At 66.5% G+C, this 21,307-nt stretch carries 24 protein-coding genes; 15 read left to right on the top strand and 9 right to left on the bottom strand.

Features of this window, described 5'->3' with window-relative positions; genetic code table 11:
* Positions 1–78 precede the first annotated feature (78 nt).
* Positions 79–1,053 (bottom strand): hypothetical protein, encoded by a 975-nt coding sequence (locus tag CXQ91_RS20785; protein ID WP_104175779.1) that lies wholly within the window; start codon positions 1,051–1,053, stop codon positions 79–81.
* Positions 1,054–1,063: 10 nt separating this feature from the next.
* On the bottom strand, positions 1,064–1,870 hold the full coding sequence (locus tag CXQ91_RS20780) for an exodeoxyribonuclease III (protein ID WP_104175778.1): 807 nt from the start codon (positions 1,868–1,870) through the stop codon (positions 1,064–1,066).
* A 273-nt stretch (positions 1,871–2,143) separates the two neighbouring features.
* Between CXQ91_RS20780 and CXQ91_RS20775 the strand changes: the two genes are divergently transcribed.
* The 4 genes from CXQ91_RS20775 to CXQ91_RS20760 are packed head-to-tail and all read left to right on the top strand — an operon-like array spanning position 2,144 to position 6,493.
* The gene (locus tag CXQ91_RS20775) at positions 2,144–3,643 is read left to right on the top strand and encodes a CoA-acylating methylmalonate-semialdehyde dehydrogenase (protein ID WP_104175777.1); all 1,500 of its coding nucleotides are present in this window, start codon (positions 2,144–2,146) and stop codon (positions 3,641–3,643) included.
* Complete coding sequence (locus CXQ91_RS20770; protein WP_104175776.1) at positions 3,643–4,743, top strand: enoyl-CoA hydratase/isomerase family protein; 1,101 nt, start codon at positions 3,643–3,645, stop codon at positions 4,741–4,743. Before CXQ91_RS20775 ends, CXQ91_RS20770 begins: the two co-directional genes overlap by 1 nt.
* Complete coding sequence (mmsB, locus tag CXQ91_RS20765) at positions 4,736–5,668, top strand: 3-hydroxyisobutyrate dehydrogenase (protein WP_104175775.1); 933 nt, start codon at positions 4,736–4,738, stop codon at positions 5,666–5,668. The genes CXQ91_RS20770 and mmsB overlap by 8 nt, the downstream gene beginning before the upstream one ends.
* A 45-nt stretch (positions 5,669–5,713) precedes the next feature.
* Positions 5,714–6,493, top strand: coding sequence for an enoyl-CoA hydratase (locus tag CXQ91_RS20760; RefSeq protein ID WP_104175774.1), 780 nt, complete (start codon positions 5,714–5,716; stop codon positions 6,491–6,493).
* A gap of 27 nt (positions 6,494–6,520) precedes the next feature.
* Here CXQ91_RS20760 and CXQ91_RS20755 read toward each other — a convergent pair whose 3' ends face one another.
* Together CXQ91_RS20755 and CXQ91_RS20750 are read right to left on the bottom strand one after the other, a co-directional pair.
* On the bottom strand, positions 6,521–7,153 hold the full coding sequence (locus tag CXQ91_RS20755; protein WP_104175773.1) for a cyclopropane-fatty-acyl-phospholipid synthase family protein: 633 nt from the start codon (positions 7,151–7,153) through the stop codon (positions 6,521–6,523).
* Between the two features lie 63 nt (positions 7,154–7,216).
* Positions 7,217–8,182: an NAD(P)/FAD-dependent oxidoreductase gene (locus tag CXQ91_RS20750; protein WP_104175772.1), complete on the bottom strand. Its 966-nt coding sequence runs from the start codon at positions 8,180–8,182 to the stop codon at positions 7,217–7,219.
* Between the two features lie 78 nt (positions 8,183–8,260).
* On the opposite strand from CXQ91_RS20750, the gene CXQ91_RS20745 reads away from it, so the two are divergent.
* Complete coding sequence (locus CXQ91_RS20745) at positions 8,261–8,839, top strand: helix-turn-helix domain-containing protein (protein ID WP_104175771.1); 579 nt, start codon at positions 8,261–8,263, stop codon at positions 8,837–8,839.
* A 6-nt stretch (positions 8,840–8,845) separates the two neighbouring features.
* Here CXQ91_RS20745 and CXQ91_RS20740 read toward each other — a convergent pair whose 3' ends face one another.
* From CXQ91_RS20740 to CXQ91_RS20730, 3 genes are all read right to left on the bottom strand, one after another.
* Complete coding sequence (locus CXQ91_RS20740; RefSeq protein ID WP_104175770.1) at positions 8,846–9,274, bottom strand: DUF1761 domain-containing protein; 429 nt, start codon at positions 9,272–9,274, stop codon at positions 8,846–8,848.
* 81 nt (positions 9,275–9,355) lie between these two features.
* The gene (locus CXQ91_RS20735) at positions 9,356–9,862 is read right to left on the bottom strand and encodes a MarR family winged helix-turn-helix transcriptional regulator (protein WP_104175769.1); all 507 of its coding nucleotides are present in this window, start codon (positions 9,860–9,862) and stop codon (positions 9,356–9,358) included.
* Positions 9,863–9,892: 30 nt separating this feature from the next.
* The gene (locus CXQ91_RS20730) at positions 9,893–11,653 is read right to left on the bottom strand and encodes an AMP-binding protein (RefSeq protein WP_104175768.1); all 1,761 of its coding nucleotides are present in this window, start codon (positions 11,651–11,653) and stop codon (positions 9,893–9,895) included.
* Between the two features lie 221 nt (positions 11,654–11,874).
* Between CXQ91_RS20730 and CXQ91_RS20725 the strand changes: the two genes are divergently transcribed.
* The 3 genes from CXQ91_RS20725 (at position 11,875) to CXQ91_RS20720 (ending at position 14,149) form a co-directional block, all read left to right on the top strand.
* Positions 11,875–13,008 carry an acyl-CoA dehydrogenase family protein gene (locus tag CXQ91_RS20725; RefSeq protein ID WP_258074183.1) on the top strand — a complete coding sequence of 378 codons (1,134 nt, stop codon included), beginning with the start codon at positions 11,875–11,877 and terminating at the stop codon, positions 13,006–13,008.
* A gap of 86 nt (positions 13,009–13,094) precedes the next feature.
* Entirely contained in the window at positions 13,095–13,253 is a 159-nt protein-coding gene (locus CXQ91_RS24880) for a hypothetical protein (RefSeq protein WP_181038982.1), read from the top strand.
* An 8-nt stretch (positions 13,254–13,261) separates the two neighbouring features.
* Positions 13,262–14,149 (top strand): hypothetical protein, encoded by an 888-nt coding sequence (locus CXQ91_RS20720; protein WP_104175767.1) that lies wholly within the window; start codon positions 13,262–13,264, stop codon positions 14,147–14,149.
* A 33-nt stretch (positions 14,150–14,182) separates the two neighbouring features.
* On the opposite strand, the gene CXQ91_RS20715 is transcribed toward CXQ91_RS20720, so the two are convergent.
* Both CXQ91_RS20715 and CXQ91_RS20710 read right to left on the bottom strand, forming a co-directional pair.
* Positions 14,183–14,749: a dihydrofolate reductase family protein gene (locus tag CXQ91_RS20715; protein WP_104175766.1), complete on the bottom strand. Its 567-nt coding sequence runs from the start codon at positions 14,747–14,749 to the stop codon at positions 14,183–14,185.
* Positions 14,750–14,809: 60 nt separating this feature from the next.
* A complete protein-coding gene (locus CXQ91_RS20710) occupies positions 14,810–15,139 on the bottom strand; it encodes a hypothetical protein (RefSeq protein WP_219816559.1) in 330 nt (109 codons plus the stop codon).
* A 146-nt stretch (positions 15,140–15,285) separates the two neighbouring features.
* Here CXQ91_RS20710 and CXQ91_RS20705 point away from each other — a divergent pair, with 146 nt between their 5' ends.
* The 7 genes from CXQ91_RS20705 (at position 15,286) to CXQ91_RS20680 (ending at position 21,265) form a co-directional block, all read left to right on the top strand.
* Entirely contained in the window at positions 15,286–15,687 is a 402-nt protein-coding gene (locus tag CXQ91_RS20705) for a cytochrome c oxidase subunit 4 (protein ID WP_104175764.1), read from the top strand.
* A gap of 30 nt (positions 15,688–15,717) precedes the next feature.
* Entirely contained in the window at positions 15,718–15,879 is a 162-nt protein-coding gene (locus CXQ91_RS25820) for a PLDc N-terminal domain-containing protein (RefSeq protein WP_146072401.1), read from the top strand.
* Positions 15,880–15,964: 85 nt separating this feature from the next.
* Positions 15,965–16,687 carry a TetR/AcrR family transcriptional regulator gene (locus CXQ91_RS20700; protein ID WP_104175763.1) on the top strand — a complete coding sequence of 241 codons (723 nt, stop codon included), beginning with the start codon at positions 15,965–15,967 and terminating at the stop codon, positions 16,685–16,687.
* Positions 16,688–16,743: 56 nt separating this feature from the next.
* Positions 16,744–17,679, top strand: a complete 936-nt coding sequence (locus CXQ91_RS20695; RefSeq protein WP_104175762.1) for a hypothetical protein — start codon at positions 16,744–16,746, stop codon at positions 17,677–17,679.
* 114 nt (positions 17,680–17,793) lie between these two features.
* The gene (locus CXQ91_RS20690; RefSeq protein WP_104175761.1) at positions 17,794–18,321 is read left to right on the top strand and encodes a PadR family transcriptional regulator; all 528 of its coding nucleotides are present in this window, start codon (positions 17,794–17,796) and stop codon (positions 18,319–18,321) included.
* Complete coding sequence (locus tag CXQ91_RS20685) at positions 18,318–19,034, top strand: ABC transporter ATP-binding protein (RefSeq protein WP_104175760.1); 717 nt, start codon at positions 18,318–18,320, stop codon at positions 19,032–19,034. Before CXQ91_RS20690 ends, CXQ91_RS20685 begins: the two co-directional genes overlap by 4 nt.
* A complete protein-coding gene (locus CXQ91_RS20680; protein ID WP_104175759.1) occupies positions 19,031–21,265 on the top strand; it encodes an ABC transporter permease in 2,235 nt (744 codons plus the stop codon). Before CXQ91_RS20685 ends, CXQ91_RS20680 begins: the two co-directional genes overlap by 4 nt.
* The last annotated feature ends 42 nt before the right edge of the window (positions 21,266–21,307 follow it).

Below are 21,307 nucleotides of genomic sequence, written 5' to 3'. Positions count from 1 at the left end.
CAATCATCACCGAGGCCACACCTCACTCAAAGGTCAGCCACCGGCCAGCCGCGTCACTAACCTCTCAGGTCAATACACCTAGGACGCGCGGGCGAGCTGCCTGATGGGAATCCAGCGCGAGGCCAGCCGGCGGTAGGCCGCAGCGGCCCCGGTCATGTCCCCCTCCGCCAGACATTCGATGCCCAGGCGCACATCCATGGGTGAATCGTCCGGATACACCTTGTCCGCAACGGCGCCGTAGTCCAGTTCCACCACGGAGCCGGGGTGGAAGAGTTCCAGCCACTCGGTGAGCTGGGTCATGTCGTCCAGCATGTCCAGGTCGGGGGCGGCCAGGGCCAGGTTGGTCACGGCATAGCGGACCCGTTCCAGGGCTTCCCCGATCCGTGCCCAGACCCGGACCGTGACGATCCGTCCGCCCGATTCCACCACGTCCTGGTGGTCGGATTCCTGGAAAAGCGAAAACCAGCTGAATGGGATGCCCCACGTGGAGGCGCGGGTGTGGACGCGGGTGGAGCCCTCGCGGGCCTTCACCAGGTCAATGCGTTCCTGGTGCTTGTCCCGCTGTTCCTCCGGAATCAGAAGCTCGGCCAAGGGCCCGTGGATGCCTTCCATGAGGGCGTTGGCAGCAAGCCCCGCCCGCAGCACCAGCTGGCTGGGGCAGTACAGCAGTGCCGGCCCGACGTCGGCTGCAGCAGAGGCGGCTTCGGATCCCGGCCCGCCGGCGTCGGACGTCCCGGCAGCGTCCGGCGCGCCGGCAGCGTCCGGCGCGCCGGAAGGGGTGTGCCTGCGCGGCTGTTCCGGCTCCGGGGGAGCCGGTACGACCCGCACCAGATCGGTCCGACCGGTGGGGAAGGGATCCCCGCCGGGGCGCGTGATCCGGCCGAGGGACGCCTGCAGTTCCGCGTTTTCCACGGCAGCACGGGACGCCGTCCGGGCGCCTGCCGTCTGCAGCGCGGCGCGCTGCTCCTCCGGGAACGCGGAGAGCGGCTCGTAGATCCGCAGCGCGGACGAGAAGGGCAGGCCTGCCTGGCCCCGGTAGATGTTGCCCGTCATCGCGGACCCATCAGTCGGCCAGCTCCACGATGACCGGCGCGTGGTCGGAAGCGCCCTTGCCTTTGCGCTCCTCGCGGTCGATGGATGCCCCGGTCACCCGGGAGGCCAGCGCGGGGGAGGCGAGGACGAAGTCGATCCGCATGCCTTCCTTCTTCGGGAACCTGAGCTGGGTGTAGTCCCAGTAGGTGTAGACGCCGGGGCCGGGGGTGTGCGGGCGGACGACGTCGGTGAATCCGGCCCCTTCAAAGGCGTGGAACGCGGCGCGCTCGGGGTCGCTGACGTGGGTCATTGCGTTGGCGCGGAAGAAGTCGATGTCCCAAACGTCGTCGTCCTGCGGGGCGATATTCCAGTCACCCATCAGGGCAATCTGTGCTTCGGGGTCTTCGGTGACCCAGGCCTGGGCATGGGTCTTCAGCATGTCCAGCCAGCTGAGCTTGTAGGGCATGTGTTCGTCGTCGAGGGACCGGCCGTTGGGAACATAGAGGCTCCACACCCGGACGCCGCCGCACGTGGCGCCGATGGCACGGGCCTCCTGGACGGGGTCCTTGCCGTTCTTGCCGAACACCGGCTGGTCCAGGAAGGACCGTTCCACGTCGTCGAGCCCCACGCGGGAGGCGATTGCCACGCCGTTCCACTGGTTCACGCCAAAGTGCGCCACCTCGTAGCCCATGCGCTCAAAAAGCTCCCACGGGAAGTTGTCGTCCTTGCACTTGGTTTCCTGGATGGCCAGGACGTCGCAGTCACTGCGCTGCAGCCAGGCCTCCACACGGTCGGCACGGGCACGGAGGGAGTTCACATTCCAGGTAGCAATCTTCACAGTTCCTAACTTACCGAACTTGGACGTCCGGCATAGCGGACTGGCGCCCCGGCGGGGCCGGCATCGCGGCCGAAACGGGGCACTTCGGCGCGGACACGCCGCCAGATTAGTCCTTATCCAGCAGAATCCACGTCAAAGTGCCCCACGAGGCCGGCGCTCGACGGCGGTGCCCGGCCGGAGCGGGCGCCCTCGCACGCTCTGGAATTTAGTAGGAAGTCCGAGTATATTCAGCAGCAAGGATGATGTAGGTCACATGCAAAGGAGCATTCCGCCATGGTTCGCGAGCTTTCCCATTATGTAGACGGACAGCGGGTAGAAGGCACCTCCGGGCGCTTTAGCGACGTCTACGATCCGTGCACGGGCGAGGTCCAGGCCAGGCTGCCACTGGCCAGCGCGGAAGAGGTCCGCAATGTCATCGCCAGCGCGGAGAAGGCCCAACTGGCGTGGGGCGCCATGAATCCCCAGCGCCGCGGCCGGATCCTGCTCAAGTTCGTGGACCTGGTGAACGAGCACCTGGACGAACTCGCTGCACTGCTGTCCTCCGAGCACGGCAAGACCCTGCCGGACGCGAAAGGCGACATCCAGCGCGGCATCGAGGTGGTGGAATTCTCCGCCGGCGCCCCGCACCTGCTCAAGGGCGAGTTCTCCGACGACGCCGGGTCCGGCATCGATGTTCACTCCATGCGCCAGCCCCTGGGCGTGGTGGCAGGCATTACCCCGTTCAACTTCCCCGCGATGATTCCGCTCTGGAAGTCCGGCCCGGCGCTGGCCGCGGGCAACGCGTTCATCCTGAAGCCCTCGGAACGGGACCCGTCCGTGCCCCTGCGGCTGGCCGAGCTCTTCACCGAAGCAGGCGTGCCGGACGGCGTGTTCAACGTGGTCAACGGGGATAAGGAAGCCGTGGACGCGCTTCTCGAGGATGAGCGCGTCAAGGCCATCGGCTTTGTGGGCTCCACCCCGATAGCCCAGTACATCTACGCCACCGCGGCTGCCCATGGCAAGCGCGCCCAGTGCTTCGGCGGGGCCAAGAACCACATGGTGATCATGCCGGACGCAGACCTGGACATGGCCGTGGATGCGCTGATGGGCGCGGGCTACGGATCCGCGGGCGAACGCTGCATGGCCATCTCGGTGGCGGTCCCCGTGGGCAAGGACACTGCCGATGCCCTGGTTTCGAAGCTGGAAGAACGCGTGAAGCATCTCAAGGTGGGCCACAGCCTGGATAAGGATTCGGACTTCGGGCCGGTGGTGGCGGCGTCCGCCAAGGAGCGGATCGAGGGCTACATCCAGTCCGGCGTCGACGAGGGCGCAACCCTCGTGGCGGACGGCCGCGGCCTCACCGTTGACGGCTACGACGGCGGGTTCTGGGTGGGGCCCACGCTCTTTGACAACGTCACCAAGGGCATGAAGATCTACAAAGAGGAGATCTTCGGCCCGGTGCTCAGCGTGCTGCGCGCCGCCGACTATGACGAGGCCCTCCGGCTCTGCAGCGAGCACGAGTTCGGCAACGGGGTTGCCATCTTCACGCGCGACGGCGACGCCGCCCGTGACTTCGCCAGCCGGGTGCAGGTGGGTATGGTGGGCATCAACGTGCCCATCCCGGTGCCGATCGCCTACTACACATTCGGCGGCTGGAAGGCCTCCGGGTTCGGAGACCTCAACCAGCACGGCGCCGATGCGTTCCGTTTCTACACCAAGACCAAGACCGTGACCAGCCGCTGGCCCTCCGGCATCCGCCAGGGCGCCAGCTACGTGATGCCGGAAGGCAGCTGATGAGCGCAGGACCTACCGCAGGTACGAACACAGCAAGCCCCACTGACGAAGTCCTGTTTGAGCGGCGCGGCCACCTCGGCGTCATCACGCTGAACCGGCCCAAGGCCGTGAACGCTCTCACCGCCGGCATGGCCGCCGCCATGCTGGAGCGGCTCGCCGCCTGGGCGGACGACGACGGCGTGGCCACCATCCTGGTGCACGGTTCCGGTGAGCGGGGGCTGTGCGCCGGCGGCGACATCGTGGCCATCTACGAGGACATGCTGACGGGCGGCGATTCAACGGCGGACTTCTGGCGCACCGAATACCAGTTGAATGCGCTGATCGCCGGGTACCCGAAGCCGTACGTGGCCTTTATGGATGGCCTGGTGCTGGGCGGCGGTGTGGGGATCTCGGCGCACGGTTCCGTGCGTGTGGTCACCGAACGCACCCGCACCGGCATGCCGGAGACCACCATCGGATTTGTGCCCGACGTCGGCGGCACCCTGCTGCTGTCCCGCTCGCCGGGGGAGGCGGGCACCCATGCGGCCCTGACCGGCGCCCACCTGAGCGGAGCGGACGCCCTGTTCCTGGGCATGGCCGACCACTTCGTGGCCTCGGCGAACCTGCCCGCCCTGGCCGCAGCACTGGAAAGCGAAACGGCGGAAGCCGCCGTCGGACGTTTCACCGAAGAGCCGCCGGCTTCGGCGCTGGCGGGGCAGCGGCACTGGATCGACGCCTGTTATGCAGGTGACGACGTCGAGGAGATCCTCCGCCGGTTGCGCGCCTTTGACGGAGGCTTGTCCGGGGAGGCCGCGGACGCGGCCGACACGATCGAGGCGAAGTCGCCCACCGCGGTGAAGGTGGCGCTGGAATCGCTCCGCCGCGCCAAGGGCCTGACGCTCGAGGAGGCTTTGGAGCAGGAGTACCGCGTGGGCCTGCGGATCCTGGCCGGACCGGACTTCCGCGAGGGCATCCGGGCGCAGGTGGTGGACAAGGACCGCAACCCGCAGTGGAAGCCGGCCAGGCTGCACGAGGTCTCCGCCGGCGACGTCGAGAGGTTCTTCGCGCCGCTAGGGGAGCGGGAGCTCAATCTGCCGTCAAAGGAGGCCGACAATGTCTGAAGCAACAGGGTCAGGGAAAATGGCGCACGTTGCGTTCCTGGGGTTGGGGCACATGGGCGGTCCCATGGCCGTCAACCTGGTCAAGGCCGGGTACACGGTGGCGGGTTTCGACGTTGTGCCCGCGGCGCTGGACGCGGCCCGGGGGCACGGGATTCCCACAGTGGCAACCCCTGCCGAAGCCGTTGCCGGTGCGGACGTGGTGCTCACCATGTTCCCCAGCGGCCAGCACGTCCTCGATGCCTACCGGGGAACGGACGGTCGGCCCGGGCTGCTGGACGTTGCCGGGCCGGACACCATGTTCCTGGACTGCTCCACTATTAACGTTGACGAGGCCCGGGAGGCTTCCGCGCTCGCCGTTGCCGCCGGCCACCGGGCAGTGGACGCCCCCGTCTCCGGTGGCGTGGTGGGGGCCGAAGCCGGAACCCTGACCTTCATGGTGGGCGCCCTGCCCGAGGACTTTGACGCCGTGCGGCCCCTGCTGGAAGTGATGGGCAAACGCGTGGTGCACTGCGGCGCCCACGGTGCGGGCCAGGCCGCCAAGGTCTGCAACAACCTGATCCTGGGCATCTCGATGATCGCGGTGAGCGAGGCCTTCGTGCTCGGCGAGAAGCTGGGGCTGACGCACCAGGCCCTGTTCGACGTCGCGTCCGCGGCGTCCGGGCAGTGCTGGGCGCTCACCACCAACTGCCCGGTCCCCGGGCCCGTGCCCACCAGTCCGGCCAATCGCGACTACCAGCCGGGTTTTGCCGGGGCGCTGATGGCGAAGGACCTCAAACTGGCCCTGAACGCGCTGCAGAGCACCGGAGTGGCCGCCCGGATGGGGCCGCTGGCATCGGAGATCTACGATACGTTTGCGGCGGAGGGCGGCGCGGGCCGTGACTTCTCCGGCATCATCACGGACATCCGGGACAAGTCGGCGCACTAAGGCGCGGCAGCAGTATTCGAAGTAGAACCACGTGAGGAGTCAGGCATGACGGAACAGTACCGGAACATTCTGGTGGAGCGGCGCGGACGCGTGGGGCTGGTGACGCTGAACCGGCCCGAAGCGCTGAATGCGCTGAACAAAGCCACCATGGATGAACTCGTGGCTGCCGTCACGGCCATGGACACGGACCCTGAATTGGGCGCCGTGGTGGTCACCGGGTCCGGCAAGGCGTTTGCTGCCGGCGCGGACATCAAGGAGATGGCAACCCAGGGCTACATGGATATGTACGCCGCGGACTGGTTCCGCGGCTGGGAGGACTTCACCAGGCTGCGCATCCCCGTGGTGGCGGCCGTCTCGGGCTTCGCCCTGGGTGGCGGCTGCGAGCTGGCCATGATGTGCGATTTCATCATCGCCGGGGACAACGCCAAGTTCGGGCAGCCGGAAATCAACCTGGGCGTACTGCCGGGCATGGGCGGTTCACAGCGGCTCACCCGCGCCGTGGGCAAGTCCAAAGCCATGGACCTGATCCTCACCGGGCGCTTCATGGATGCCGAGGAAGCGGAACGCGCCGGCCTGGTGTCCAGGGTGGTCCCCGCCGCTGATGTCGTGGAAGAGGCCCTGAAAGCCGCCGAGGTGATTGCCTCCAAGTCCAAGCCGGTGGCGATGGTGGCCAAGGAGGCGGTCAACGCGGCGTTTGAAACCGGGCTGGCGCAGGGCGTGCTTTTCGAACGGCGGATCTTCCACTCGCTGTTCGCCACCGAGGACCAGAAGGAAGGCATGGCTGCCTTCATGGAGAAGCGCCAGCCGGAATTCAAGCACCGCTAAGGAGTTTTGCCCCTCAGGCTTTCGCCCCTAAGGGCGCGGCGGCCGGCGGTGGGCGCGGAGCACTGAATCCGTGACGGTGACGGCATTGCCCTCCTCGTCCGGGGCGGTGCGCCGGCGTGCTTCGCAGACGTCGATTTCCCACTCGTCCGGATCCAGACCCGCGGCGATTTCCTCCGGTGTGAAGAGCAGGCCGGGCTCGCTGGGGCGGCGGATTCCCGCTTCAAGGTCGGAGGGGTGGTGGCCCACGATCAGGAGGGTTCCGCCGGGGGCCACTGACGCCGCGAGCCGGTGGTGCAGCTCGGTTCGCTGGGCAAGCGGCAGGTGCATGAACTGGGCGGATACGAGGTCGAAAGTGCCCGCAGGCGGGGGCGATGCGGTGAGGTCGTGGTGGGCCCAGGTGATCCGCCCGGACGCCGCTGAATCCTGCGACGCCCTTTCGGCTGCCCGGGCCAACGCCACCGAGGAGATGTCCACGGCCGTCACCCGCCAACCCTGGTGTGCCAGCCAGATTGCATCGGCGCCCTCGCCGCTGCCCACGTCCAGCGCCGAACCCGGGCGGAGCCCGGCAGCCTCGGCCAGCAGGTTCGGGTTCGGATTGTGGCTCCACACAGAACCGTGCTGGCGGTAGCGCTCATCCCAGAACGACTCGTCAAACTTCATCCCTGGTCTCCTCGCTGCCCGTGCTTCAGGCCCCGGGCAGCGTGCCGTCAGGGACGGCCCACGCTACGCCGTGACACTGCCACGATACGCCGTGACGGCTTCCTCAAGTTCCTCGGCCATGAGGTCGGCGTTGATGACGACGCCGGTCCAGGCTCCGGCCGCAGCTGAGGACAGCACCTGCGCGCGGAGGTCGGTGACGTTGCCGGCGGCCCATACCCCGGGCACGCCGGTGGCGCCGTCGGCGTCCGTTTCGAGGAATTCGCCCATCCCCATCGGGTGCTGGAGGGCCGTGAGCCCAAGGCCGGCGAAGGCTGCGGTCCGTGCCACGAACCGCGGTGCGGCGGCCACGGCATCCACAGTCACCAGGCCGCCGTCGGCCAGAACCACCCCGGTCAGCTTGTCGTGGTCTACCCGCAGGGAGCCAACGGGGCCGTGGACCACCGTAATGCCGCGGGCGGCGAGCTGGTACGACTCCAGGTCCGTGGGTTCCGTGGCGTCATTGAGGAAGAGCGTGATGTTGGCGCTCCACTGCCGGAACAGCAGGGCCTGGTGGACTGCGAACGGGCCGGTGCCCAGGATTCCGAGGGCCTGGTCCTGGACTTCCCATCCGTGGCAGTAGGGGCAGTGCAGCACGTCCTTCCCCCAGCGTTCCTGCAGCCCGGGGATGTCCGGAAGCTGGTCAACCAACCCCGTGGTGATGAGGAGCCTGCGGCCACGGACCACGGTGCCGTCCGCCAGTTCCACCGCGAAGGCTCCCTTGGCACCCAGAGCGCCAAGCACCTGCCCGCTGATGATCCGGACGCCGTAGGACTCGGCTTCCTCGCGGCCAATCCGGTACAGCTCCGCCGGGCTGATGCCGTCGCGTGACAGGAAGCCGTGCACTCCCTTGGCGGGTGCATTCCGGGGCTCGCCGCCGTCGACCACCACTACCGACCGGCGTGCCCGGCCCAGCATCTGCGCCGCATTCAGTCCCGCCGCGCCGCCACCAACAATGACGACGTCCACCAGTGTGTTGTTCTCTTCAGTCATTTTTCTTACCTCCGCATCCATCGTCGAAGGCTGTTCGGAAAGTGGCAAACATCTTTGCCAAAGTGGCAAACTGAAACCATGGATGAACTTGACAGCGTGCTGGCGGCGGTGGGTCCGCGGCTTCGCGCGCTGCGGATCAGCCGCGACACCACCCTGACTGCCCTTTCGGCTGCCACGGGGATCTCCGTCAGTACGCTTTCACGGCTGGAGTCCGGCCAGCGCCGGCCGAACCTGGAACTGCTGCTGCCCCTGGCGAAAGCGCACCAGGTTCCGTTGGATGAACTGGTGGGTGCGCCCACCACCGGCGACCCCAGGGTTCACCTGCGGCCCATCGTCAATAAGAGGATGACCATCGTTCCGCTGACCCGAAGGCCCGGCGGGGTGCAGGCGTACAAACTCATCCTGAATGCCGGCGGTCCCGAGGAGCCTACGCCGCAGGTCCACGAGGGGTACGAGTGGATCTATGTGCTCAACGGCAGGCTGCGCCTGGTCCTCGGTGACACGGACATCGTGCTGCCCCCGGGTGAGGCGGCCGAGTTCGACACCCGGACCCCGCACTGGTTTGGCCGCGCGGACGGGCGGCCGGTGGAATTCATTAGCCTGTTCGGGCGCCAGGGCGAACGCATGCACGTCCGGGCCAAGCCCTCAGGCTCATAGGCGCAGCTAAGCTGCGCTGATGCCGAACAGCCCGATGATCAGGCCCATGACCACCAGGGTGACCAGTTCGTGCGCGCAGTTCAGGAGGGTCAGCCCGGCCGGGCGGCCCTCGAAAGCGTCATGCGTGATGAAGCGGGCGGCCGTGAACCCGGCCCAGAGGATGACGGCGGTGATCAGCGTGTTGGCCAGGAAATTGCCGCCGTAGAAATGCTGGGAGATGGCGGCCGATCCGGCGAGCACCAGGGCGCTCACGAAACTGACCACCAGCGTGATCAGGATGGGTTTGACCGCGTCCTTCGCTTCGCCGCTGGGGGAAACCTTCGCGACTTTCATCCAGTAATTGCCGAAGACTTTCGGGGTGTACCAGACCGAGCCCACCACCATGCTGGAAAGGGTGGCCAGCAGTACGGCCCAGATGTTGATTTCCGGAATCATTGCGCTCTCCTCAGGTCCAGCTTCAGGTCCGTTCCCTCGAAGTCTAGGGCTGCCCGCCCCCTTGTCTGCGGCAACACGGGGTCAGTCGGCGAAGTCTCCGGCGTTCCGGCGGAATTTCCCCAGGATCCCGATCAGCTGGTCCACGTCCTGGCTGGCGAAACCGGACTGGCCGAACACCTCGGTGTTGAGTGCCGCCGTCGCACTTTTGGCCAGCGTGCGTCCCTCGGCGGTGAGCTCGATCAGGGTGGTGCGGCCGTCCGTCGGATGCGGGGAGCGGACCACCAGGCCTGCATCCTGGAGGCGGTCGACGGCGTTGGTCACCGAGGTGGGGTGGACCTGCAGGAGCGCACTCGCCTTGTTCATGGGCAGCGCGCCGCTGCGGGCGAAACTCAGCAGCGCCAGGAGTTCGTAGCGGGCGAAGGTCAGGCCGAAGGGCTTGAGGACGCCCTCGATCCGGGCCAGCAGGATCTGCTGGGTCCGCATGATGGCCGTGATGGCGGCCATGGGCGCGGCAACATCACCCCAGCCGTGGCGTTCCCAGTTGCGCTGGGCGTCGGCAATGGGATCGCGCGGGAGCGGGTTTCCCATGGCACCTCCTGACATATGGGTTGCTCCAGCCTAGCTTTTCAAACCCGGGAAATCCGCCTCCGAGTACTCGGTCCCCAGGCCCTCCGGCAATGGTCCGCTGCCGTGCCGGAGCTCTTCGCTGTGCCGGAGTTCCACGCGCCGGATCTTGCCCGAGATGGTCTTCGGCAGCTCCGCGAATTCCAGCCGCCGGATGCGTTTGAACGGGGCCAGATGGTCGCGGCAGTACTGCAGGATTTCTTCGGCGAGTTCGGGGCCGGGCTGATGCCCCACGGCCAGGACCACATACGCTTTCGGCACGGACAGCTTGAGCGGATCCGGGGACGGCACGACGGCGGCCTCGGCCACCGCCGGGTGCTCGATCAGGACACTTTCGAGCTCGAACGGGGACAGCCGGTAGTCGGAGGATTTGAACACGTCGTCGCCGCGGCCAACGTACGTGATGATGCCGCGTTCGTCCCTGCTGGCCATGTCGCCTGTGTGGTAGTAGCCGTCCCGGAAGGCGTCCGCGGTCTTCTCGGCGTCGCCGTAGTACGCCTTCATCAGCCCCACGGGCCGGGGGTCCAGGCGGAGGCAGAGCTCGCCGTCGTCGGCCTCTTCCCCTGTCGCGGGGTCAACCAGCACCACGTCGTAGCCGGGGAGCGGCTTGCCCATGGCGCCGATCTTGATCGGCTGGCCGGGGGTGTTGGCGATCTGAACGGTGGATTCGGTCTGGCCGAAACCGTCCCGGATGGTCTGGCCCCAGGCGCGCTGCACCTGGTCGATCACCTCGGCGTTGAGGGGTTCCCCGGCGGACACCACTTTCGTGGGCGGGTTCTTGAGGACGGTGAGGTCGGCCTGGATCAGCATCCGCCACACGGTGGGCGGGGCGCAGAAACTGGTCACCCTTTCGCGGTCCATCTGTTCCATGAGGGCCTTGGCGTCGAACCGGCTGTAGTTGTAGATGAACACGCAGGCCTCGGCGATCCAGGGCGTGAACACGTTGGACCACGCGTGCTTGGCCCAGCCCGGGGACGCGACATTGAGGTGCACATCCCCGGGTTCCAGCCCGATCCAGAACATGGTGGAGAGATGGCCCACCGGGTAGGACGTGTGCGTGTGTTCCACGAGTTTGGCCTTGGACGTGGTGCCGGACGTGAAGTAGAGGAGCAACGTTTCGTCAGCCTTCGTCGGGGCGTCCGGCGTGAAACCGCCCGGGGCTCCGGCTGCGTCCGTGTACTGGGCGGCGCCGTGTTGGGCGGCTTCGTACTGGGCGGCACCGGCTGCCGGAACTGCGGCAGGGCCGCTGTCGGCGATCTCAATCAGTTTGTAGTTCCCCGGAACGTCGGCAAACTTGCCGATGTTGGAACTTCCGACGGCGGCCCAGCCCGCCTCGCCGCGCTCCACCCGGTCGGTCAGGTCCGCCGGGCCCATCAGGGTGGTGGTGGGAATCATCACGATGCCCAGCTTGATGCCGGCCAGCATCAGTTCCCACAGTTCCACCTGGTTGCCCAGCATGATGATCATGCGGTCGCCGCGGCGGACCCCTTGGCTCCGGAGCCAGTTGGCCACCTGGTTGGAGCGCTCGGCCAGCTCCGCGTAGGTTCGCCGCGTGGCGCTGCCGTCCTGTTCAACGATGACCAGGGCCGGCTTGGCGCCTTTGCCCGGGTCCGCAGCGATCCGGTCGAACCAGTCGAGGGCAAAATTGAATTCGTCAAAGCGGGGCCACCGGAATTCACTCCGTGCCTGGCCGTAGTTCTCGCGCAGGGCCAGTAGCCTGTCCCTCGCGGCCCGGAAGTCGTCGGTGACTGTCATGGGGGCCCTTTCGCCTAGTGATCCACATCACTGTGCAATATACTAGGACATCCAAGGGTTTGGAAGGGCCGGCACGATGGCGTGACCGGCGGACGACGAAGGGATACATGCCCGTGCAGACACAGGGACGTGCCAGCGGATCGCCCGAAACAGAGCCCGGGGCGCCGGCGGAAGCGATTGCCCCGGGACCGGAGCAGCCGCCGTTCCCGGATGCGGACCTCATGTACATTGTGGACCTGCTGCCTGAGGGGGAGCGATCGCGCTATCTGGAGGTGCGTGATTTCCTGCAGTCCCGCATCCGCGCCGCGTCCATCGAGTACTGGAACCGCGAGGAATTCCCCTTCGGGCTGCTCGCTGAAATGGGCAAGTACGGGTTGGGCGGCCTGCAGACGGACGGGACGTCGGTTCTCTTCAAGGGCCTGATGTACGTGGAAGTGGCCCGCGCCGATGTGTCCCTGTCCGCCCTGGTGGGCATCCACAATGAGCTGATCGTCGGGATGATCGACGAACTCGGATCGGAGGAGCAGAAGCAGCGGTGGCTTCCCGGACTGACAGCCTTCACCCAGCTGGGGGCCTTCGCACTCACGGAGCCGGACCACGGATCGGATATTGCCGGCGGCCTGGAAACTACGGCCCGGCTGGAGCGCGGCGAATGGGTGATCAACGGGGCGAAACGCTGGATCGGCGCCGGTACCATCGCTGATTTCGCGCTGGTCTGGGCCCGTGATGAGGCGGACGGGCAGATCAAGGGCTTCATCGTGGAAACGGACCGGTCCGGCTACTCCGCCACCAAGATTTCCAACAAGATCGGCCTGCGGATCATGCAGAATGCGGACATCCGGCTGGATGACGTGCGGATCCCCGAATCCAACCTGCTGCCGGGCGCAACGGACTTTTCCAAAGCCAACGACCTCCTCCGCGACTCGCGTGCCTGGGTGGGCTGGCAAGGTGCCGGGATCCAGCTGGCCGCGTTCGACGTCGCCCGTTCCTATGCCCTGAAACGGAAGCAGTTCGGCAAGGAGCTGGCGAGGTTCCAGCTGATTCAGCAGCAGCTGGCCGAAATTTTGGGGAATGCGAGCGCCTCCCTGGCGCTCATGGCCCAGCTGGCCCGGATCCAGCAGGACGGCAAGCTGGAGATGGTGCAGGCCGCCATGGCCAAGTCCACCACCACCCGCCTGGCGCGTGCCTCGGTGGCCATGGGCAGGTCCCTGATGGGCGGCAACGGCATCAGCAGCGACTACGAGATGGGCAAGCTATTTGGCGACGCCGAAATTCTCTATACGTACGAGGGCAGCTACGAGATCAACTCGCTGATCGTGGCACGTGCCGTGACGGGGAAGTCGGCATTCGTCTGACGGTCTGCGGGGCTGAGTCCGGGCGGCATGGAAGCCCCGGCTGCGGCCGGGGCCCGGGCTTGAGCTTGGCTCAGTAGGGTTGCCGGATGGATATCACGTGGGTGTTTGTACTCATCCTTCTGGTCATGTTTTTCGGCACCATCAGCGTCATCGGCGCACTGAACCGGATCGCTACGGCCACCGAAGCCTCCGCCGCCCATCTCGAGGCCCTTGCCAGGGCGGCCGACGTCCGGGCGGGCTCTTAGGGTACTCAGTGGACCCGATAGCTGATGCGGAACGGGGTGCCTGGCTTCGCCCCCTGCTCGATCCGACTGCGCGGGACATGCATTTCGTTGTGCCCCATGGCTATCCCGCGTACGCCCGGGTGTTCCATCCGGCAACCCGGGACAGGCCTGCCGGGACGTTGTCCTGGCATTCGCAGGACCGGTCGTTGTTCGTCGAGATGGACAGCGAGCCGGCTCCGTGGTCAGCCGTCGCTGCCACGTTCGGCAAAACCATGCACCCCTTGGCGCAGTTCCACCGCCTGGTGGGCCCGCCGTCCGGCCCCTACGGCGAAATCCTCGACGCTGACGGGTGGCGGTACTCCGAACCGCAGCAGGGAAACCTCGATGTGGACGTCCTGGCAGCGGCGGCGGCCGTGCTGTGCCGCCACACGGCGACTCCGGACGCGGGGGTGGCGGCCGTCTGGGAGGGGTGGGGCGGCCTCACCAGTGCGGCGGGGTATGCGCAGTTGACCTTCGTTGCGCCGGACGACGAGACCGGAACCACAGTGTGGAGCCAGCCCGAAAGTCAGGGAACGGGGCTGCTGCCGGCGAGCGTGGTGGACGGTCACCGGCTCGAACTGCCAGGCCGTGGCCATCTCCTTTTTTCGGCCGGGCCGGGCGGGTTCACCGACCCTGCCTGGACCCTCACCGCGCCATGGCACCATGATCCGCGCTGGCCACAGTCTCCAAGCCTGCTCTGGCCTGAGGACAGGTCCTGGGTGCTGGTCACGGAGATCGATTTTGATTCGACAATTGTGGCCGGGAGCGCAGCACTGGTTGCGGAACTGGTGGGGGCGCCGGGGGTTGAGGCCCTGCAGATCAGTGAGGGGGCGTGCCTCGCCTGGGACGCTGACGGGCTGAACCTGCCCGGTACTTAGCGCGCCGCCGTACTGAAGCGTCGCTGATTCTTGTTAGTCCCTGCCGCGCTCGTAGTGGAGCAGGACCACTCCGTTGCCGAAGGTCCGCGTCCCGGCCAGCTTGAGGTTCATCCTGACGTCCGGCGACTGGAACAGCGGATGCCCCTGGCCCAGCACCACAGGGTGGACGTAGAGCCGGTATTCGTCGATGAGGTCGTGCCGCATGAAGGTTGCCGCCAGGTTGGCGCCGCCCAGCCCCAGGTCGCCGCCGGGCTGCGCCTTCAGTTCCGCGATTTCTTCAGGCACGACGTCGTGGATCACCTTGGTGTTCCATTTCGCCGTGGTGAGGGTCCGGGAAAAGACGAACTTGGGCATGTCACGCCAGATCCCGGCGAACTCGGCCATGGCCGCGGTGCTGTCCGGATCCTGGTCGGCCGTGGGCCAGAAATCGGCCATCAACTCGTGTGTGATCCGTCCGTCCATGAACCCGCCCATCGCCCTGCACGCATCGTTGAAATGTTGGTGCAGCTCTTCGTCCACGAGGTGCCAGCTGATGTCGCGGTCCGGTCCTTCAAAAAATCCGTCTATGGACACAGACATCATCAGGATGATCTTCCGCATGGTGCTACCTCCGTGGCTGGGCGGGCATCGGGCGGGGCCGCCGTCGTATGTTTCAGTGAATCACTCAAGGATCCGTTGGAACAGGACGTGATCCTGCCACGAGCCGGCAATCTTCAGGTAGGCCGGCGCAACGTGGGCGCTAAGGAACGGGCCGCGGACAATTCCCGTCAGGGTGATAGATCCGACAATACGGCTGCCATCCAGGGCGAGTTTGGAGTCGACGACTGCGCGCTGGCCGGCGGCCGTAAAGAATTCCTCGGTTCGGGCCGGTTCCCAGGGAGCGAGATGGTCCCGGTTCAGCAGGTACGCGGCACTCATCGGCCCGGAATCAGAGGCTTGAAGCATGCGCACATGAACATTGCCGATGAGGGTGGTGGCGTCCGCGGTCATCATTTGACTCTATCCGCGGGTGGTTTGTATCCGTTTCAGAGTGGGGTCCTTTGTCCCTTACGCCGCAACCGCGCGAGGACCACAGTTGATTCACGGGGAACTGTGGGGGAGTAGCTCCCAAGTGATTCGCCGTAGAAGGAGAAGCCATGAAGATCGAATCCTGGATTTTCGGAGGCCTGGCCATATTCTTCGTGCCCGTTGGGGTGGTCTACGGCTTTGTCACGGGCTGGACCGAGCCGGTGGGCTTCCTGGCGTTGTGGCTGGTGGGCGCCCTGGCCGGGCTGATCGGGGGCTACCTCGGGTACACCGGCAAACGGATCGGGATGCGTCCCGAGGACCGTCAGGACGCGGAGATCCACGAGGGCGCAGGCGAGCAGGGCCAGTTCAGCCCGTGGAGCTGGTGGCCGATCGCCGTGGGCTTTTCCGCCGCCGGAGGGTTCCTGGGCCTGGCCATCGGATTCTGGATCCTCTACATCAGCGCCGGATTCGCCCTGGTTGCGCTCATCGGCTGGGTGTTCGAATACAGCCGAGGGGATCACGCCCACTAGCAGTACTGCCCACGCGGGCGTGGTCCGTCCTTGCGGCCGGTCCCGCGGCGTCCCAAGCGGGGCGTGTTCTGGCTGGTGGCCATTTTCGCAATGCCCTTCCTCGGCGTAGTTGCCTGGTTGTATGTGCGGCCGGGGTCGCCGGACGCGAAAGGCCGGCATTCCGGCGTCGTACGCCTGCCTCCGAAGTTGTGAGAACCACACCGGGCCCACGACGGCGTCCCGACAGGTGTACGGAGTACACTTATCGGGAGGAAACGGCAAAACGAAAGGCGGCCGCATGACTCAGCAAGTGGAGGAAGCCACACGCCGGACCCCGCTGAACCGGGACCGCGTGCTGAGTGCCGCCGTCGTACTTGCCGATGAGGCGGGCATCGAATCACTCAGCATGAGGCGGCTCGCGCAGGAGCTCGGCGTGGTGCCGATGGCGCTCTACAAGCACGTCGCCAATAAAGAGGAACTCCTTGACGGCATGGTGGGCGTTATTGTCGGCGAGATCGATCCTCCTGTCAGCGGTGCCGACTGGAGGAACGCGGTCCGGCTGCGGATCCTCTCGGCGAGGAGGTCGCTGCTGCGGCATCCTTGGGTGCGCCAGGTGCTCGAATCCCGTACCAACAGGACGCCGGCGGTTCTGGGATACGTGGACTCGTTCATCGGGATGTTCCTGGCCGGGGGCTTCTCCGTGGATCTCACCCACCACGTCATGCATGCACTCGGCAGCCGGATGTGGGGATTTACCCAGGAGCTGTTCGACGACTCAGCCAACGCGGCGTCGGCCCCTGTAACGGCGGAAACCCAGGCGGCCATGTTCCAGGAGATGGCAACGCGGTATCCGAACATTCTGGAAGTCGCCATGGCGGCAAAACACGACGACGGCTCGGTGGTCGGGCAGGGCTGCGACGATCAGTTTGAGTTCGAGTTCGCGCTGGACCTCCTCCTTGACGGGTTCGGGCGTTTCCACGATCAGGGCTGGACGTCGAAGCGGGCGAAGCTGGCGAAGTAGCTCCGCGACACCGGGCTCTCTGTCGAACCCCAACGCAGGCATGTTAGCTTTTGCGGATGGACGTGCTCGACTGGCTGCTCGACTCTGACCCTGCGATCCGCTGGCAGGTCCTTCGCGACCTCACGGACGCACCGGCCCCGGAGGTACGGGCCGAACGGGCGCGCGTGGCCACAGAAGGCTGGGGCGCCCGCCTGCTCGCGCTGCAGGACAAAAACGGTCAATGGGACGGTGGCACATATTTCCCGTCGCCGTTCGACGACTCCGAGGACGGCCAGCCCTGGACTGCAACCACGTACAGCCTGTTGCTGCTGCGCGACTTCGGGCTCGACCCTCGCAGCGATGAGGCCCGCAACGCCGTCGCCCTCGTCCGCGACAACAGCCGCTGGGAGGAAGGCGGCCAGCCTTTCTTCGAAGGGGAGGTGGAGCCGTGCGTCAACGGAATGGCCGTGACGCTCGGCGCCTACTTCGGCGAGAATGTCGACGGCGTGGTGGCGCGGTTGCTGGGTGAGCAGCTCGCCGACGGCGGGTGGAACTGTGAGGTGGAACGAGGCTCCGTACGTTCGTCGTTCGGGACCACGATCAACGTATTGGAAGGCCTTCTGGAGTACGAGCTAGCGACCGGCGGCTCGCCCGCCTCGCTCAAGGCGCGGCAGCGCGCCGAGGAGTACCTGCTCGAGCGCGGGCTCCTCCGGCGCAGGACCACCGGTGAAGTGATCGACAGCGACTGGCTGGACTTCTCGTACCCGACACGCTGGTTTTACGACGTACTGCGCGGCCTCGACTACTTCCGTGCCACCGGCAACCGACCGGACGAACGCATCGCCGAGGCGGTGGAGGTGTTGCGCTCGAAACGGCAGCCTGATGGCACCTGGCTTCTGGAGAACTCCCATCCCGGCCGGATCCATTTCGCCATGGAGGATGGCGACGGACTCCCGAGCCGGTGGAACACCCTCAGGGCGTTGCGGGTGCTCGATTGGTACGAACGACCCTAGGGTCCGTCGATTCGGCCGGTGCTGCCGGTGCTGCCCCTGTGAATTAGGTTGCGCATTCCCTCGGAATGCGTGGCGGAGCTGGACGCAACTATGTACTGAGTGTATAGATGAGGTGTGAACAACACACTTACCCTCCTGGGGCTGCTGAGTCGGGAGCCCAGCTACGGCTACGACCTCAAGCATTCGTACGACCGCTATTTCGGAACGCAGAAGGCTCTGGCCTTCGGCCAGGTGTATTCCACCCTTGCCAGAATGGTCCGGGATGAACTGATCCGGGCACTGGGCGAGGAGACAGGCGGCGGTCCGGACCGCAAGAAATACGAAGTCACTCCGTCCGGCAAAGCACGGGTCCATCAGTGGCTGTTTACCCCCGACACTCCGTCCGAGGCCCTGCAGAGCGAGCTGTTCGCCAAGACCGTTGTGGCCCTGCTGATCGACGATGACGCCGACCGGCTGCTGGACGTGCAGCGTTCTGAGCATATGGCCAGGATGCGTGAACTGACGCGGCTGAAGAAGGACGCCGACCTGCTGCATGTGCTGATGTGCGACCACGGCCTGTTCCACATCGAGGCAGACCTGCGGTGGATCGACCTCACCATGGCCCGCCTCGCCCAACTCAAGAAGGAGCTCCAGGGCGCATGAGCACGATTGATACCCGGTCACCCATTCTCAGCGCCCGCGGGGTTCGTCACTCCTTCGGCCAGACGGAAGCGCTGCGCGGCATCGACCTCGACGTCCACCCCGGCGAAGTCCTCGCTGTCATGGGTCCCTCCGGATCGGGCAAGTCCACCCTTCTGCACTGCCTGGCCGGTGTTCTGGTCCCGACAAGGGGCAGCGTGACCTACGGTCCCTCCGCCGGGCGGCAGCCGGTGGAGATCAGCGCCCTCAGCGAGCCGAAGCGGGCCCGGCTGCGGCTGACCGATTTCGGGTTCGTCTTCCAATTCGGCCAGTTGTTGCCGGAGCTCAGTGCCGTGGACAACGTCAGCATCCCGATGCTCCTGGGCGGAACCAAGCGGTCCGAGGCGCGACGCCGGTCGGCGGACATGCTGGACCGCCTGGGACTCGAGGGGCTGGGCGCCAAGCTTCCGGGTGAACTGTCCGGAGGCCAGGCACAACGCGTCGCCGTGGCACGTGCGCTGGTGACGTCCCCCGCCGTGTTGTTCGCCGATGAGCCCACTGGCTCATTGGATTCCCTCGGATCCGAGAACGTCCTGACCATCATGCTCGAACTGGTCCGGGAGTTCGGCACGACGGTGGTTATGATCACGCATGACGCGCGCACTGCCGCTTATGCGGACAGGGAAGTAATAGTGCGCGACGGCGTGATCGGCGCCGGCTACCGGGTGTCCCCGTGAACCGGGGGTTGCTGAAACTCGCCGTGGTCGGCAGCCGGTCCTCCTACGGCAGGCTAACGGGAATCACGGGCGGCGTCGCCGTCGGAGTCTGCCTGCTGCTGTTGCTGTGGGGCGGCGCCAACGGACTCAACGCCCGGGACGACCGCGGTGCCTGGCTGCGCGAAACCGGCAGCCCCTCGGTCTCAATTCCGACGACGGCGGGCGATCCGACCGCATCTGGACCGGCCACTCCGGTTCCGCTGACCGCGGCCACCGTACTCATGAGGGCGAACCCGGTGGAGGTCTTCCGTGACCAGCTGATCAACCGCCGCGACTTCGCAGCCCTCGGCTCGACCACGGTCAAGATTCCCGGAATCGCCAGCCCGCCTGCGCCGGGCGAGTACTACGCATCGCCGGCCCTCCAACACCTGATCGAAACCACGCCGCAGGACCAGCTGGGTGACCGTTTCGGGCAGTTCGTCGGCACGATTGGCGAAGCTGCACTGCCTGGCCCGGACTCCCTCATCGTCGTCACCGGAGCAACGGAGACGGAACTCCGCCAGAGCGGGCACGCTTTCCTGGTCTCAGCGTTCACCACCAATCCCTACGGAGCCAGCGCGGCCGCGTACAGCACCGTCCTGCTCATCGGCGCCATCGCGGTCTTCTTCCCCGTACTGCTGCTGATCAGCATCGTCACCGGCCTGGGAGCAGCTCAGCGCAGGGAACGCTTCGCCACCCTGCGGCTGATTGGCGCATCCCCACGGACGATCTCGCGCATCGCCGCCGTCGAAACCGCAGTGCCCAGTCTGATCGGGGCAGTGTTCGGCGTAGTGCTCGCCGCCGTGCTGAGGCCGGCCACCGCCCAGATAACGGTCAACGGCACCAGGATGTTCGAAGCGGATCTGGCCACGGGCTGGGAGGCGGCCACCGCCGTCGTCGTACTGGTTGTGACGGCATCGTCCCTTGTGGCCGCCTACCGCACTTCCCGGGAAGGCATTGGTCCCCTGGGAGTGACACGGGCCATGCAGGAAAGAACACCCAACGCGTGGCGGATGGTGCCGCTGCTGGCCGGACTGGCTGCCATGATCACGGCGGTTCTCCTCATCCGTGTCCTGGAAGTACGGGTGCCTTGGCTTGAATCCCCGCTGCTCATCGGCGGATTCGCGCTGACCCTCGTGGGCATAGTGGTCGTCGGTCCCTGGCTGACACAGCTCGTGAGCCGGATGGGGCTCCGCCAGGCACGCAGCGCGGCAGCAGTCATCGCCGCCAGCCGGATCCAACGAACACCGGTGGCGACGTTCCGTTCCGTTTCCGGCCTGGTGATCGCAGTGTTCGTCGTCTCCGTCTTCGCCGGGGCATCCAGCATCATTCAAGAAGCGGAGGCGCCCGCGGCCCGCCCCGGTCTGCTCCAGCCCGCCAGCCTCCACGCTACGGTGGCCGCCGGATCCAGCCAGGACCAGGTGGCGGAGGCCGCGCGGCGGGCCGGGCAACTCCCGGGAATCCGGAGCGCGACCATCGGCTACGGACCAGCAGCCCTTAACCAAAGGGACGCCGGTCCTGAAATCTTCCTTCGTGCCGAGGATGCTCCTGGCCTGGGATTCGAGGACATCCCGGAAACGGAGATCGTCGCCGTTGATTCGTCATTCCTCCACTACTGGACAACGCAGCCACTGGTGCTGACCCGGGCTCCCGCCCAGAACCTCGACGGACTGGTTCCGGTCGTCATTGTGGTCGCCGCGGACGGGACACCCGAGGCCATGGACCGCGCCAGGACGGCACTCGACGGTTCCGGCGTCACAGCCATCCCGGCCACCTCCCCGCTGGACATCAAACTGCAGTCCTCCGCCCGCCTGGTTCAGGGCCTGGCGGTGCTGGCGTACCTCGGCATGTTCGTGGCGATTGCCATCGCCGGGCTTTCCCTGGCCGTCGCCACCGCGTCCGCAGTGTTGGACCGAAAACGAGTCCTCGGCCTGATGCGGCTGATGGGGATGCCCGTGTCCGTCCTGCGCCGGATTATCACGCGTGAGGCGGCCGTCCCGCTCCTGACCGTGCTGCTGCTTTCCATAGCTCTCGGGTTCCTCGTGGCCTGGCTGATGGTCACCGGCATCAATGACACCTATCGGGTGACGTGGCCGGCGACCGATTACTTCGCAGCCTTGGGCCTAAGCCTGGTCCTGGCACTGGCCGCCGTCGGATCAACCTTCAGTCTCATCCGTGCGGGCACCGCAATCACAGCCACACGATTCGAGTGAGACCTCCTGCCGCACGTCAGAAGGTTCGGCGGTACGGCGGTA

It is taken from the genome of Arthrobacter sp. Y81 (assembly GCF_002929335.1).
Classification (GTDB): Bacteria; Actinomycetota; Actinomycetes; order Actinomycetales; family Micrococcaceae; genus Arthrobacter.
Note: the sequence above shows the minus strand (reverse complement) of the source record. Positions and strands in the feature narration are given on the sequence as shown.